The organism is Ochrobactrum vermis, from assembly GCF_002975205.1.
Taxonomy (GTDB): Bacteria; Pseudomonadota; Alphaproteobacteria; order Rhizobiales; family Rhizobiaceae; genus Brucella; species Brucella vermis.
Genome location: NZ_PCOC01000001.1, coordinates 327,443 through 342,526, shown reverse-complemented (window position 1 = coordinate 342,526; position 15,084 = coordinate 327,443). Strand labels below are relative to the sequence as shown.

Here is a 15,084-nt window from a genome sequence, read left to right as displayed (position 1 = left end):
TCCGGGGAGAAGAAATGGCGAAAAAAACGACTGGGCAAAGTGCATCCATAGTTGAATCCGTCGCAGCAGACTCAGCAGGCAAGACTGCGCCGACGGAGGAAAAAATCTGGTTCAAATCATACCCGGCTGGTGTTCCGCACGAGATCGACCTCAGCAAGGCGACCTCCATTGGCGATATGATCCTGGCGTCTTGCCGACAATTCGCAGACAGCCCCGCATTCACCTGTATGGGTAAAGATCTTAGCTATAAGGAACTCGACGACCACTCGCGCGCATTGGCTTCTTTTCTGCAGTCGCGCGGCCTCGTCAAGGGTGACCGCGTTGCGGTGATGATGCCGAATGTCCTGCATTATCCAATTGCCTTTACGGCAATTCTCCGTGCGGGCTTTGTCGTTGTGAACGTCAATCCGCTTTATACCCCACGCGAACTTGAACACCAATTGAACGATTCCGGCGCCAAGGCACTCATCGTCCTTGAAAATTTTGCCGCGACCGTACAGAAGGCGCTGCCTTCCATTCATGTGCCCAACATCATCGTTGCTTCAATGGGCGACATGCATGGTTTCAAAGGGCACATCATTAATTTTGTCGTCCGCAAGGTGAAGAAACTTGTACCCGAATGGACGATCCCTGGTCATGTCCGTTTCAAGGACGCACTAGTGCAAGGGCGTGGCAAATCGTTCAACCCAGCACCTGTTCAGGGCTCCGATCTTGCTTTCCTGCAATATACAGGTGGAACGACAGGCATATCAAAGGGTGCGATGCTCACCCACACCAATATCATCGCCAATGTCGAGCAGATGGACGCCTGGATAGCGGTCGCATTCCGCAACAAGGGCAAACCGAAAGCGATGAATTTCGTGTGTGCGCTACCGCTCTATCACATCTTCGCGCTCACCGTAAATGCGATGACTGGCCTGAAACTCGGTGCGCGCAATATTCTCATCCCCAATCCGCGCGATATTCCCGGCTTCGTCAAGGAACTCAAAAAGTACCCGTTCCATATCTTTCCGGGGCTCAATACGCTGTTCAACGGACTGATGAACAACCCGGATTTCCAGACGCTCGATTTCAAGCCTCTGCTTCTGACGCTTGGCGGCGGCATGGCTGTGCAGCGCCCTGTTGCTGAACGATGGCAGAAAATGACCGGCTGTGTCATCACCGAGGGATACGGCCTGTCTGAAACCTCACCCGTGGCGAGTGCCAATGTGCTCGATGCGACCGAGTTTTCAGGCACGATAGGCGTACCGATCCCGTCTACCGAAATTGCCATTCGCGATGATGATGGGAATGATCTCTCACTCGGCGAAGTGGGCGAGATCTGTGTGCGGGGCCCGCAGGTCATGAAGGGATATTGGAACCGTCCCGATGAGACCAGCCGCGCGATCATGCCCGATGGTTACTTCCGTACCGGCGACATGGGCTTCATGGACGAACGCGGATATACAAAGATCGTCGACCGCAAGAAGGACATGATCCTTGTATCCGGTTTCAATGTCTATCCGAACGAGATCGAGGAAGTGGCTGCCGGCCATCCCGGCATCGTGGAATCGGCCGCCATCGGCATACCGAACGAGCACTCCGGTGAAGTGGTGAAACTCTACGTCGTCAAACGCGACCCGAGCCTGACCGAAGATGATGTGAAGGCTTATTGTGCCGAACGTCTCACCAACTACAAGCGCCCGCGCGAAATCGAGTTCCGCGAAAGCCTGCCGAAGAGCAATGTGGGTAAAATCCTGCGCCGCGAATTGCGCGACTGATCGCCAAAATCAACAGCCGAGGTTTTCGCCCCGGCTTTTCTCTTTCGATCAGGCCGATGGCGGGGCAAGCGGCTGCACGATTTCCTGAAAGGGAGCGAGCGCCTCGCAGCGCCCGGCGAGCGTAGCCAGCGCCGGATATTTCGTTTCGTCGAAAAGATGCGGATGCGCCTCGCGCAAAAAACGCAAGGCGCAGGCAGCCGCGATGTCCGCGTGCCCGATATCGGCTCCAAACCAGTAGGACGAACCGCGTGCGGAAAGGTCCTGCTCCAGAACGTCCAGTACACGCCCGATCTGCGTTTCGCACCGCTCCACCCAGACCGGCGACTGTTCCTTGCGCAAAAGGCCCTCATAGAGAAGGCTCACCGCCTTGTCGGCAAGCCCCGTGGCCAGCGCGCAAATCTTCAACGCCTGACGCCGCTCAATGCCGTGACCAGCGATCAGCGGTTTTCCGGCCTCGGCAATCTCATCGAGATAATCGAGGATTGCCGCACTTTCGATCAGCACATCGCCATCGTCGAGCAACAGGGTCGGCACACGGCTGAGCGGATTATATTCCGCAAGCCGGTCACGGTCGCCGAATGTGGACCATGGCCAATGCTCGAATGGCAGGCCGTACAGGCGCATAGCGATTGCGACGCGCCGCACGAAGGGTGAATCATATTGGCCGATAAGGATCATGGGCTTAAGCTCGGATGAGGTTGTAACCCGGCCATGCTACCGCAGGACCCCGCTTCCGCAAGGCTCACTGCGATGAATTCTTCTGAACGGAAGATCAGAAAACGGAAAGCTTTACGTTATGGCTTTCAGCAGTTGCGGCAGACCGGCAATGGACTGAAGCACCACATCGGCATGCGGTTCCAGTGCCTCGCGCGGGCTGTTGCCCGACAGAACGCCAATGGCCAGCCCCGCATCCGCCGCATGGGCCGTTTCGAGATCATGCAGATTATCCCCCACCATGGCGACTTCACGCGGCTGAAGCCCGAGCCTCTCCGCAAAATGCAGCAATGGATCGGGAAAGGGTTTTGGACGCGCTGCCGTGTCATAGCCGATGATCACCTCGAAGAAGCTCTCAATGCCGAGCGCCTTGGCCGTCGCATGAGCGCTCGCCTCAGAATCGTTCGTCGCGATGCCCAGCCGATAGCCCATGGCGCGCAGCGCTTCCAGCGTTTCGCGCAGACCTTCGATGGCGACCGCCGAACGCGCGCCCTCCTCAACTGCATAACGGTCATACTCACCGATCAGGCTACGCAAATCCGCCTTGTCCAGTTCCGGATGCCAGAGCGAAACGATGTCTTCCACCGTGCCCGCCGCGATCACCGAATTGGCGCGAAAGCGCTTTGCCGCCCAGTCATAGCCGCCAGCATCGAGCAGGGAGCGAGCATGCTGCTCGCCGCCCTCTCCCAAGCGCTGGGCCGAACGCTGGGCCAATGTCCACGACACTGAAAACCAGGTGCGGTCGAAATCGATCAGTGTGCCGTCCTTATCGAAAAGAACGGCACGGATGTCTTTCAGGCGGTCGGCAAAGGGCGTCGCACTCATGCTTCGAGTGCGCCCGCGCGCTTCTTGACGGTAGACGGCTTCGCGCCGAGCAGTTTCAGAAGATCGTCACCCCGGCGCACATAGCGCAGCGAGCGGCGCGTCAGGATGCGACCGGCCTGCGGGGCGGTCATGACAATGTCGTGTTCCGGTTCGCCCGGCACGGTGACAATCGTGACAAGCTTTGCGCCTGCTTCCACCTGATCGCCCGGCTCGACATGGAAGAACACCATGCCGCCTTGCGGCGCGCGGACCATTTCGACATTGGAGAGCGGCGATATGAGGCCCTTATAGTCGAGGTCGAGCTTGACGCTCTCGTCGCGGATGACGCCGCGATGCACGAGGAACTTGTAGAGACCTTCCGCATCGCCCTTGCCCATATCGGCATAAACATCGGTCAGACCGCGGAATTCCACCGTAGTCACGGCGCGGCGCTTCATGTCGCGCTTGTCCTTCGGCAGTTGCAGAACGGGATGCGCACAGGCTTCCTCGAAGGCGGCATCCGCTGTCGTATCCCAGGCAAGGATCGCCGTGGAATCGAGCGCGACGGCCAGATCCTTCATGTCTTCCACGAATTCATTCGCGATATAGACGTAATTTTCGCTCTCATCGTCGCAATGCAGGTCAAGCACGATGTCATTCGGCAGTGCGAGCTTCAAAAGCGTTGCCTTGAGACGCTTCACCAAACCTTCGGGCGCGTCCGGCCCCGGCAGTTCCGACGTGTTGAAATCCGGCAGGAGCGGGAATGCGCGATTGAAGTTCACTGCCGAGAACATCTCGAAGCGACCCTGATGCTGATAGGCCTGCCACTGGTTCGAACCGACCGGATTGGCCTGCGGCACCACGGTGATATCGCCCAGAATGCGGCCTTCTTCTCTAGCCTTTTTCAGCATAGGGATGAGGAAATGAAGTGCAGCCTGCCCCGGCAGTTCCGAACCGTGCAGGGAGGATTGCAGATAAGCGGTCGGCGCATCGCCGCCCTTGCCCGCAAAGCGCAGCACGCGCAGTTCGATGGCATTTCCCGGCACGTCGCCCGCAAATTCGATGATCTCAGTCTTCATTTCTCATCCCATTTCATTTTCATACGAATGAAGCCGGGTCTGGTGCAAACCCGGCTCCACATCATTTCTATTACGCAGGATTATGCCGTCAAGCTTTGCGTCGTGCGTGCAGATGCGCGACAAGACCTTGCGTGGAGGCGTCGCGGGTGCCAGCCGTCTCCTTGCCGGAAACCACTGGCAGCAATTCGGTCGCCAGTTCCTTGCCCAGTTCCACGCCCCATTGGTCGAAAGCATTGATGCCGAAAATCTGCGCCTCAACGAACACGCGGTGTTCATAAAGCGCGACCAGACGACCCAGCGCATAGGGATCGAGCATATCGTGAACCAGCGTCAGCGACGGGCGGTTGCCGGAGAAGACGCGATGCGGCGCAATGCGTTCGACATCGGCTTCCGGCATTTTCTTTGCCTGCAACTGAGCGCGGGCTTCGTCCAGCGTGCGACCCTTCATCAGCGCTTCCGACTGCGCGAGGCAGTTGGCCAGAAGCATTTCATGCTGATTGTCGAGCGCCGGTTCGTGACCCTTAGCCGCCACGATGAATTCCAGCGGAATCGTATCGGTGCCCTGATGCAGAAGCTGGAAGAATGCGTGCTGGCCGTTGGTGCCCGGCTCGCCCCAGACAACTGGTCCGGTCGGGCCGGAAACCGGCTTGCCGTCCACGGTCACACTCTTGCCGTTCGATTCCATATCGAGCTGCTGGAAATAGGCGGCTAGACGCGACAGACGCTGATCGTAGGGGATAATCGCCCGGCTGCCATAGCCGCAGATCGCCCGGTGCCAGTAGCCGATCAGACCGAGCCACATCGGCAGGTTTTTCTCCATAGGCGCATCGCGGAAATGCACATCCATGGCGTGCGCACCGGCGAGGAACTTGCGGAAGTTTTCGGGACCGACGGCGATCATCACCGGCAGACCGATGGCCGACCATACCGAATAGCGACCGCCAACCCAGTCCCAGAAACCGAAGACGCGCTCTTCGGCAATGCCGAAAGCCGAAACCTTGTCGAGCGCCGTCGATACGGCAGCGAAATGCGCGCCCACAGCCGCCTCGCCCAGCGCATCGGCAATCCATTTGCGCGCCGTCTGCGCATTGGTCATGGTTTCGATGGTCGTGAAGGTCTTCGAGGCGATGATGATCAGCGTCGTCGCCGGATCAAGCGGAGCCAGCGTGTCAGCAATATGGGCGCCATCGATGTTGGAAACGAAATGGGCGCGCGGGCCATCGTGATAAGGCGCCAGCGCCAGCGTCGCCATAACCGGGCCGAGATCGGAACCACCAATGCCGATATTGACGATATCGGTGATCTTCTTGCCCGTCGCCCCCTTCAGCGCGCCCGAACGGATGCCGTCGGCAAAGGCCGCCATACGATCCAGAACCTGCTTCACGTCCGGCAGCACATTGTGGCCGTCAACGAGCACTTCCTTCGACGAGGTGTCGCGCAAGGCCACATGCAACACAGCGCGGTCTTCGGTATTGTTGATGTGTTCGCCTGCGAACATGGCGGCGCGGCGGCCTTCCACATCGGCGGCCTGCGCCAATTCTTTCAGAAGCGTAATGGTCTCGTCATTGATCCGGCATTTCGACCAGTCGAACAAGAGATCGTCCAGCGACAGCGAATAACGCTCGAACCGGCCCGGATCGGATTGAAATGCCGCGCGCATGTCGTGCGGGGCGCTCTCCGTCCAATGCTTTTTCAGCTTAGCGACCGTTGCTTCAACCTTCGTCGCGTCTCTTGCCATGATGCTACTCCCGAATCAAATCGATTTAATCGCGGACATTAAGCCTTCTAGAGAGGATTTGCGGCAAATAAATTACCGAACTTCCAATTTGGACAGAGTGTCATATACACCATATTGATCAATTTAGAGTGATCCACCTCGGAGCAAAGCATGGACCTGACAGGTGAAGAACGCATAGCAGCGCCAAGACAGGCGGTATGGGATGCGTTGAACGATATTGAAACGCTGAAATCCTGCATTCCCGGTTGCGATGATATCGAGCGCATTTCGGAAACAGAAATACGAGCCGCCCTCAAGGTGAGCTTCGGAATCCTGAAAGTCCGCTTTCACGGCATTCTGGAATTGTCGAATATGAAACCGCCGATCTCCTATACGATTTCAGGCCATGGCGAAGGTTCCATAGCGGGATTTGCACATGGCGCAACTGATGTGCGCCTGAACGAAGATGGCGACGACACGATTCTATCCTACGCCATACGTGGAGACGCCGGTGGCAAAGTGGCTCAAATCGGCACGAAACTGCTTGGCTCGGTCGCGCGAAAGATCGCGGACCGCTTCTTTGCCAATATCGCAGAAGCGGCGTCGAACGCCGCCGCAAAAACGACCTGATCTCGCTTCAATCCTTATAAAATCGACAGTTTCGCTTTCTCTTGAGCAATTCGATAATTCGCAATACTTCCTGAAAGCCCATCGGCATGAAACCCAGAGATATCGCGACCTATATTTTTCTTGCCGTGGCCTGGGGACTATCGTTCCTCGTGGTCCTGCGGGTGGTCGAAGCTTTTGGCTGGGCTGGTGCGGTTGCCTTCCGCTCCTTCATTGCCGCCGGAACACTTTTTGCGATTGCGAAATTCTCTGGACGCGGACTCGATTTTCACGCTGGCTGGAAACCCTTCGCCGTTGTTGGTGCAACCACCGTTGCGGGCCAGTTGATCGGCCTTTCCTACGGCACGCCATTGATTGGAACGGCGATGGCCGCGATTTGCGTTGCATCCATTCCGCTTTTCTCGATGGTTATCAGCCAGCTCTGGGGGCTAGAACGCATCACGTCACGCGGCCTCGTTGGCCTGTTGCTTGGTGTCACCGGCATCGTGCTGCTGGTCGGCTTCCCGGCAGTTGCGGTTACGCCTGAATTTATCATGGGCTGCATTGCAGTGCTTTTCTCCTGCTTCTCGGCAGCTTTCGGCAGCAATTATGCCAGCCGCCGCTTGTCCAGCACCGGCTCATGGGAAACCACCATCGGCGCATTCGTGTTTGGTGGTATCCTGACCTTGCCGCTGATTGTTGCCATTCCTGTGCCAGCCATGCCAGGGCTCGTTGATTTCGCATATCTGCTGATTTCGGCATGTGTGATGAGCGCGCTTACCTATGTGCTTTATTTCAGGCTGGTCGGAAATGTCGGACCGACAAAAGCCATCAGCGTCGAATTTGCAGTCACTGTAATCGCGGTTCTGGTTGGCGCGGTATTCCTCAAGGAACAGCTGTCGTTTATCCAGTTTGTCGGCGCTGCCGTCATCATTGCTGGCTGTGCACTGGTACTAAGCTCACGCCCAGCACTCCCCAAAGAAGCCGAAACCCTCCCGGACCCAAAAGCGACAGCGGACGGCCTCAAATCCGATCCACTCTGATTTTCATCGGAGCTCAATATCATAGGCCCGCGCTTCCAAAGCCGGGCCTTTTTGCTATTTCTGGTAAGTAATTCTCATAAATTGACCAGATGATAAAAAATTTGACCTTCCGTAAAAATCTGTCATCCTGTCATTAACGGGCATCATGCGACGGTAAAGATCGCAGCCTGGAACAGAGTTCAAGGTGCGCAAAGGGACCCGCGCCTGAACAAGCAAAAATGGGAGATGCGATCGATGAGATCAGCAGAGAATTCGCCTATTGATGCAATTGATAATCCGGGACATGCGAACGGGCCTGATATCCATGGCTCGCGGCTGGAAAAGGCCGATTATGCGCATGTTTTCGATGATCTGCATCCGCCGCTCAACAAGCATGAAGCCCTCGTTGAATCCGACCGCTGCTATTATTGCTATGATGCGCCTTGCATGAATGCATGTCCGACCAGCATCGACATTCCGCGTTTCATTCGCCAAATCAATACCGGCAACGCAATTGGTGCGGCAAAGACCATTCTTTCAGAAAATATTCTAGGTGGCATGTGCGCCCGCGTCTGCCCGACCGAAACGCTCTGCGAAGAAGTGTGTGTTCGCGAAACGTCAGAAGGCAAACCGGTCAAGATCGGTGAATTGCAGCGCTATGCCACCGATGTTCTGATGGAAACCGGCAATCACCCATTCAAGCGCGCACCTGATACCGGCAAGCACATCGCCATTGTTGGCGCGGGTCCAGCGGGTCTTTCTGCGGCGCACCGCCTTGCGATGCATGGCCATCAGGTCACTATTTTTGAAGCCCGCGCCAAAGGCGGCGGTCTTAATGAATATGGTATTGCCGCCTATAAGACGGTCAATAATTTCGCCCAGCGCGAGTTGGAATTCGTGCTGAAAATTGGCGCGATCCATATCGAGTATAACCAGACGCTGGGTCAGGACATCACCATTGAAGCTTTGAAAGCGGGCTATGATGCGGTGTTCCTCGGCATGGGTATGCCCGGAGTGAATGATCTGAGACTTGTTGGCGAAGACGCGCCCAATGTGATTGATGCCGTTGATTACATCGCCAATCTACGTCAGGCAAAAGACCTCTCGTCCCTGCCCGTTGGCCGCAATGTTGTGGTTATTGGTGGCGGCATGACCGCAGTGGACGTTGCAATCCAGACAAAGAAGCTCGGCGCTGAAAACGTGACAATCGTTTATCGTCGCGGTCAGGAAAGCATGAATGCCAGCGCCTATGAACAGGAATTGGCGCAGGTTCATGGCGTGGTCATCCGTCACTGGTTGCAGCCACACGCGCTTGAACGGAGCGAAGACGGCACGGTCAATGCGGTTGTGTTTGAATATACAAATGCCGATAGCGGCAAGCTTTCCGGCACCGGCGAATATCTCATTCTTGAAGCAGATCAGGTCTTCAAGGCAATCGGTCAGAAGTTTGAACCAGAGCCAATTGCAGGTTCAGGCATCGGCCTCTCCAAAGGACGCATCAGCGTCGATGATGAACGTCGCACATCCATTGAGGGCATTTGGGCCGGGGGCGACTGCGTTGCAGGTGGTCAGGATCTGACCGTTGCATCAGTGGAAGACGGCAAGGTTGCCGCCGAATCCATCCATGCGACGCTGACAAAACGTCCCGAAGCGATTGAAGGCTTTGCCGATGCGGTACTGTCGGGCGGCGCGCTTCATGCGCCAACCCCGTCTGCTTCGCGTGACCGCAGTGTGCCTTTGGGCCAGGAACAGGGCTGAGGAGAGTAAACATGGCTGATCTTTCAACGAACTTCCTCGGTATCAAGTCGCCAAACCCATTCTGGCTGGCTTCGGCTCCGCCGACTGACAAAGCTTACAATGTCGAGCGTGCTTTCAAGGCTGGCTGGGGTGGCGTGGTCTGGAAAACACTGGGTTCTGAAGGCCCACCGGTGGTCAATGTTAATGGTCCGCGCTATGGCGCTATCCATGGCGCTGACCGGCGATTGCTTGGTCTTAACAATATTGAGCTGATCACCGACCGCCCGCTCGAAGTGAACTTGCGCGAAATGAAAGAAGTGAAGATGCGCTGGCCCGACCGCGCACTGATCGCTTCGATCATGGTGCCATGCGAAGAAGAAGCATGGAAAGCCATACTGCCACTGGTAGAAGAAACCGGCGCTGACGGCATCGAACTGAACTTCGGTTGTCCGCACGGCATGAGCGAACGCGGCATGGGTGCTGCTGTCGGTCAGGTGCCGGAATATGTCGGCATGGTCGTGAAATGGTGCAAGCAATATAGCCGGATGCCGGTGATCACCAAACTGACGCCGAACATCACCGATATCCGCAAGCCTGCACGCGGCGCAAAGGCCAATGGCACCGACGCCGTATCGTTGATCAACACGATCAATTCCATTGTGTCGGTCGATCTCGACAGCATGTCGCCGGTTCCGTCCATTGACGGTCGCGGCAGCCATGGCGGTTATTGCGGACCAGCGGTCAAGCCGATTGCGCTGAACATGGTGGCGGAAATTGCACGCGACCCTGAAACCTATGGCCTGCCGATTTCAGGCATTGGCGGCATTACCACATGGCGCGATGCGGCCGAATTTATTGCACTGGGCTGCGGCACCGTTCAGGTCTGTACTGCTGCAATGACCTATGGCTTCAAGGTCGTTGAAGAAATGATCGATGGTCTTTCCGACTGGATGGATAGCAAGGGGTATCAGACGCTTGATGATTTCCGCGGCATGGCCGTAGGGCATGTGAGTGACTGGCAGTATCTCAACCTCAATTATGTCACCAAGGCACGGATTGATCAGGATTCCTGCATCAAGTGCGGTCGTTGCCATATTGCCTGCGAAGATACCTCGCATCAGGCAATCACCAATCTGGTGAATGGTGCGAGGCACTTTGAGGTGATCGATGAGGAATGCGTTGGCTGCAATCTTTGCGTCAATGTCTGCCCGGTCGAGGATTGCATCACCATGGAGCAGATCGGTGATTTCGATCCACGCACCAAGGCACCGATCCCGGCACAATATGCCAACTGGACGACTCATCCGAACAACCCGATGGCCGTCAAGGAAGCAGCGGAGTAAAGCGCATTCCGAAAAGTGGGAACCGGTTTTCGGAACCGGATGCGCGCTAACACAAATATTGAAAACGCCGGGCCAATGCCCGGCGTTTTCTTTTGTTACATTTGATGTTTAGCGACTAACGCGCATGCCTTTTTCCGGCTCAAACACATGGCTCGTTGCTGGATCAACCGCAATGGTCAGCACATCGCCTGGACGCACCGTCAGGCGCTCGCGGAACAGGCAAGTGACTGGCTGATCGCCAAGCTTGCCCATGACCATGATTTCCGAACCGGTCGGCTCAACGATTTCGACTGTGACCGGCACGCCGTTATCGGCAATCTTCATGTGCTCAGGGCGCATGCCATAAACGGCCTTGCCCGAAAGGCTTGCGTAGTCGCCTTCAGGAAGCGGCATACGGAAGCCACCATCAGTCACAAACGAACCTTCTTCGATCTTGCCGTTGACGAAGTTCATCGATGGCGAACCGATGAAGCCCGCGACAAACATATTGGCCGGACGATCATAAAGATCGAGCGGCGCGCCGATCTGCTCCACCAGACCATCGCGCATGACGACGATCTTGTCGGCCATGGTCATGGCTTCGATCTGATCGTGGGTCACATAAATCGTGGTGGTCTTCAGACGCTGATGCAGCCCCTTGATCTCACCACGCATCTGCACGCGCAGCTTGGCGTCAAGGTTGGAGAGCGGTTCGTCAAACAGAAACACCTGTGGATCACGAACAATCGCACGGCCCATAGCCACACGCTGGCGCTGGCCACCGGAAAGCTGGCGTGGAAAGCGGTCAAGCAGCTTGTTGAGGCCGAGAATTTCCGCCGCACGATTAACACGGCTGTCGCGTTCTTCCTTCGGGGCGTTTTTCAGCATGAGCGCGAAGCCCATATTGTCGGCCACCGTCATATGCGGATAGAGCGCATAATTCTGAAACACCATGGCGATATCGCGTTCCTTGGCGCGCAGGTCATTGACCACGCGCGGACCAATGGCGATTTCACCATCGCTGATTTCCTCAAGCCCTGCGATCATACGCAGAAGCGTGGATTTTCCGCAGCCCGACGGCCCGACCAGCACGACAAATTCGCCGTCTTCAATATTGACCGACACGCCATGCAGAACGCCGACATTGCCATATTTCTTGATTGCATTTCGGATGGATACAGATGCCATCTTGAACCTCAACTCTTATTTGACGGCGCCTGCGGTCAGACCTGCAACGATCTGGCGCTGTGCGAATACGGTTAGCAACAGGACCGGCAATGTGACCACAAGGGCAGCAGCTGCAAGCGGACCCCAGCTGACCTGTTCAAAGGACAGCATGTTGTAAACTGCGACCGGCAGGGTGCGTGTCTCGCGGCTTGCGAGCACGATGCCGAAAACGAAATTGTTCCACGAGAAGATCACCGCGAGGATGAGCGACACCACAACGCCGGGCTTGGCAATCGGGAGTGCCACCTTCATGAACACCTGCCACGAGGAAGCACCATCGATAATGGCTGCTTCTTCAAGCTCCATCGGTGTTGTCTCGAAATAGCCGATCATGATCCAGATCACGATTGGAACGGTGACGACCAGATGAATGATGATTTGCGGCCAGAGCGTGCCGAGAAGACCGAGCGTCTGGAACAGCAGGAATAGCGGGATCAGGTAAGACAGACCCGGCGTCATACGCGCAATCATGATGACGATTGCCGACTTGTTGGCGCGCAGTCGCGCAATGCCGTAGCCTGCCGGAACGCCGACAATCAATGCCAGCAAGGTCGCGGTTCCTGTGACCAGAAGACTGTTCCAGAAATAGAGCAGGAAGTCGTTGGTTTCGAAAATCCCGGTATAGTTCGACCAGGCGAAGCGTTCAGGAATCAGGATCGGCGGATAAGCACCATTGTCGATTTCATACTTCAACGAAAGCGACAGCATCCAGACGAAGAAGAAGATTGCAGGCGACACGATGACGAACACCACGAGTGCCGTGCCAAGCTTTGAAAGAATAGACTTGCTTGCCATGATCTGTCCTCAGCTGTTCCACTTGGTCCGCTGGCGCAGCGCCAGAAGGATCATCGACATGGCGATAATGACAATGAAGAACACGACGGCAATCGCTGAGCCGTAACCAATGTCATAATAAGAAAACGCCACATTATAGAGATAGATATTGATGGTTTCCGATGCTGTTCCCGGACCGCCCTGCGTCATTGCAAAGATGATGTCGAAGCTTTTCAGCGCATCAATCGAGCGGATGATGACGGCAACCATGATGAAAGGCAGGATCATCGGAAGCGTGATGTAACGGAATTTCTGCCAGCCATTGGCACCATCAATTTCCGCGCTTTCAAACGGATCGCGCGGCATGGATGCAAGGCCACCCAGCACGATCAGCATGACCAGCGGCGTCCACTGCCAGGTTTCAACAGCAACCAGCGACGGGATAACCGTGCTCTGGTTGAAGATCCATTCCTGCGGCGGAATGCCGATCAGCGACAGAAGATAGTTCAGTACACCCAGCTGCGGGTGATACATCATCGTCCAGACCAGCGCGACCGCAACCGGCGTTGCCATCATCGGCATGACGAAGATACCGCGCAACAGCCCGCGCATGGGCAGTTTGCTGTCAAACACCAGCGCTGCAATCGTGCCCAATATCATCGGTGCTACGACTGACAGAACCGTATAAACAACCGTGTGCCACATGGATTCCCAGAAGCGCATATCGGTTGCAAGACGCAAATAATTGTCGAAACCGACAAAGCTCTGCTCGCCGCCAAGCTGCCACTGGTTGGTACTCATCCACAGTGTAAACACCCATGGGAAGACGATCACCGCCCCGACAGTGATCAAGGCTGGAAGAACAAACGGCCAGTAGCTCGGCCGCAGACGGCTTGTCACCGCCCTGGTGGAGGAAGCTGCTTTGGCAGCAGCTCCCGTTTTTGCTCCTGTCGGGGCGGCAGATGTCATTTTCCTTCGCTCCGTGCGAGGACCGGACGGAATTCTTCCGTCGCGCGTTTCATTTCAGCTTCTGCATCAGCACCATTCAAAAGATTGGTCAGGCCGACACCGATGATGTCGCGGAATTCCGTGACAGGCACGATGACCGGCAGGCAGAGCTGGCTGATTGGTGCAGATTTCGAGAGAGCTTCAACCCAGCCTTCCGGCATGGTGACGCCCTTGCGCACTGCCTCATCGTCGATGACGGACTTGCGGAACGGAACACCCGACCCAGATTGCAACAGGCGAGCGCCCATTTCCTTGGAAATAGCCCACTGGCAATAGAGATATGCGGCTTCCTTGTTCTTGGAAGCTTCCGTCACGCCGATGCCGTCGCCGGTCGTTGGTGCTGCCTGTGCATTCGGGCCTGCTGGCATGACGCCATAGCCAACCTTGCCGACAACGCGCGACTTGTTCGGATCTTCAAGCGGCGGTGCAAAACCAATACCGTCAAGCCACATGCCGACACGGCCCTGCAGGAAGTTCGACTGGCATTCAGCCCAGTTGAAGCCTGCAACGCCTGGAGGTGCCGATTTGGTCATCAGGCGCTGATAGAGCTTGGCAGCTTCAATACCTTCAGCCGAATCCGTCTGCAGGTTGCCATCTGCATCAACCGACTGCTTGCCATAGCCGAGCAGGAGGCTGGTATAGACCGGCGCATTGGCGTTCTTCATGCCGCGCGCGACGAACCCGTAAGTATTGGTCGATGGATCGGTGAGCGCTTCGGCGGCTGCTACCAGCTCTTCAAAGGTCTTCGGGAATTCGATGCCCTTGGCGGCAAAGAGTTCCTTGTTCCAGTAGATGATCCAGTAATCGACCGAGAATGGCAGTGCACCGAAGCGGCCATTGGCATCCTTGGCGAAGGTCAGACCGGCGCTTGCGAAATCAGCTTCTGTGAGCGACGCATCAGTCAGCGTCGGATCCTTCAGGAACGGGTTCAGGTCAGCAAGCCATCCGCCCTTTTCAAACTGACGCTTCTGAACGTGATAGCTGATGTGGATCACGTCGAAGCTCGGACGGCCCGAGGTCAGCTCGATCACCGCCTTCTGACGCTGCTGCTGTTCCGGCATCTGCTCGGAGTTCACCTTGATGCCGGTCAGCTCTTCGAATTCCTTCTGATATTTCTGAAGGATTTCGCCGCGCGGGCTCTTGATGAGGTTTACTTCTAGCGTTGTTCCGGCAAATTTCTTCCAGTCAACGGACGACTGCGCGAAAGACGGGCTGATGCCCGTCACACCTGAGGCGGCAATGGCCGCTGTTCCCGCCAGAAACTGACGACGTGTTGGACGTAATAAATTCATTGCATGCTCCTCCCCTGTAATT

At 56.3% G+C, this 15,084-nt stretch carries 13 protein-coding genes; 5 read left to right on the top strand and 8 right to left on the bottom strand.

Going from position 1 to position 15,084, the window contains the following annotated elements; all coding sequences use genetic code 11:
- The first annotated feature begins 14 nt into the window (after positions 1–14).
- On the top strand, positions 15–1,760 hold the full coding sequence (locus CQZ93_RS01590) for a long-chain fatty acid--CoA ligase (RefSeq protein ID WP_105541025.1): 1,746 nt from the start codon (positions 15–17) through the stop codon (positions 1,758–1,760).
- A 48-nt stretch (positions 1,761–1,808) separates the two neighbouring features.
- Here CQZ93_RS01590 and CQZ93_RS01585 read toward each other — a convergent pair whose 3' ends face one another.
- From CQZ93_RS01585 to pgi, 4 genes are all read right to left on the bottom strand, one after another.
- Positions 1,809–2,438, bottom strand: a complete 630-nt coding sequence (locus CQZ93_RS01585; protein ID WP_105541024.1) for a glutathione S-transferase family protein — start codon at positions 2,436–2,438, stop codon at positions 1,809–1,811.
- A 111-nt stretch (positions 2,439–2,549) separates the two neighbouring features.
- Positions 2,550–3,299, bottom strand: a complete 750-nt coding sequence (locus CQZ93_RS01580) for an HAD family hydrolase (RefSeq protein WP_105541023.1) — start codon at positions 3,297–3,299, stop codon at positions 2,550–2,552.
- Positions 3,296–4,357 carry a succinylglutamate desuccinylase/aspartoacylase family protein gene (locus CQZ93_RS01575; RefSeq protein ID WP_105541022.1) on the bottom strand — a complete coding sequence of 354 codons (1,062 nt, stop codon included), beginning with the start codon at positions 4,355–4,357 and terminating at the stop codon, positions 3,296–3,298. Before CQZ93_RS01575 ends, CQZ93_RS01580 begins: the two co-directional genes overlap by 4 nt.
- Before the next feature lie 88 nt (positions 4,358–4,445).
- Complete coding sequence (gene pgi, locus CQZ93_RS01570) at positions 4,446–6,095, bottom strand: glucose-6-phosphate isomerase (protein WP_105541021.1); 1,650 nt, start codon at positions 6,093–6,095, stop codon at positions 4,446–4,448.
- Between the two features lie 150 nt (positions 6,096–6,245).
- Here pgi and CQZ93_RS01565 point away from each other — a divergent pair, with 150 nt between their 5' ends.
- The 4 genes from CQZ93_RS01565 to preA all read left to right on the top strand — a co-directional run bounded on the left by CQZ93_RS01565 (position 6,246) and on the right by preA (position 10,782).
- Positions 6,246–6,704 (top strand): SRPBCC family protein, encoded by a 459-nt coding sequence (locus CQZ93_RS01565; RefSeq protein WP_105541020.1) that lies wholly within the window; start codon positions 6,246–6,248, stop codon positions 6,702–6,704.
- A gap of 86 nt (positions 6,705–6,790) precedes the next feature.
- Entirely contained in the window at positions 6,791–7,723 is a 933-nt protein-coding gene (locus CQZ93_RS01560) for a DMT family transporter (protein WP_105541019.1), read from the top strand.
- A 225-nt stretch (positions 7,724–7,948) separates the two neighbouring features.
- Entirely contained in the window at positions 7,949–9,460 is a 1,512-nt protein-coding gene (locus tag CQZ93_RS01555; RefSeq protein ID WP_181153291.1) for an NAD(P)-dependent oxidoreductase, read from the top strand.
- Positions 9,461–9,471: 11 nt separating this feature from the next.
- The gene (preA, locus tag CQZ93_RS01550) at positions 9,472–10,782 is read left to right on the top strand and encodes an NAD-dependent dihydropyrimidine dehydrogenase subunit PreA (RefSeq protein WP_007873474.1); all 1,311 of its coding nucleotides are present in this window, start codon (positions 9,472–9,474) and stop codon (positions 10,780–10,782) included.
- A 108-nt stretch (positions 10,783–10,890) separates the two neighbouring features.
- Here the strand turns inward: preA and CQZ93_RS01545 are convergent, their stop codons facing one another.
- From CQZ93_RS01545 to CQZ93_RS01530, 4 genes are read right to left on the bottom strand one after another with little or no spacing between them, the layout of a single operon-like run.
- Complete coding sequence (locus tag CQZ93_RS01545; protein WP_105541017.1) at positions 10,891–11,949, bottom strand: ABC transporter ATP-binding protein; 1,059 nt, start codon at positions 11,947–11,949, stop codon at positions 10,891–10,893.
- A gap of 15 nt (positions 11,950–11,964) precedes the next feature.
- The gene (locus tag CQZ93_RS01540; protein WP_105541016.1) at positions 11,965–12,783 is read right to left on the bottom strand and encodes a carbohydrate ABC transporter permease; all 819 of its coding nucleotides are present in this window, start codon (positions 12,781–12,783) and stop codon (positions 11,965–11,967) included.
- A 9-nt stretch (positions 12,784–12,792) separates the two neighbouring features.
- A complete protein-coding gene (locus CQZ93_RS01535; protein WP_105541015.1) occupies positions 12,793–13,731 on the bottom strand; it encodes a carbohydrate ABC transporter permease in 939 nt (312 codons plus the stop codon).
- Positions 13,728–15,062 (bottom strand): ABC transporter substrate-binding protein, encoded by a 1,335-nt coding sequence (locus CQZ93_RS01530; RefSeq protein ID WP_105541014.1) that lies wholly within the window; start codon positions 15,060–15,062, stop codon positions 13,728–13,730. The genes CQZ93_RS01535 and CQZ93_RS01530 overlap by 4 nt, the downstream gene beginning before the upstream one ends.
- Positions 15,063–15,084: the final 22 nt, after the last annotated feature.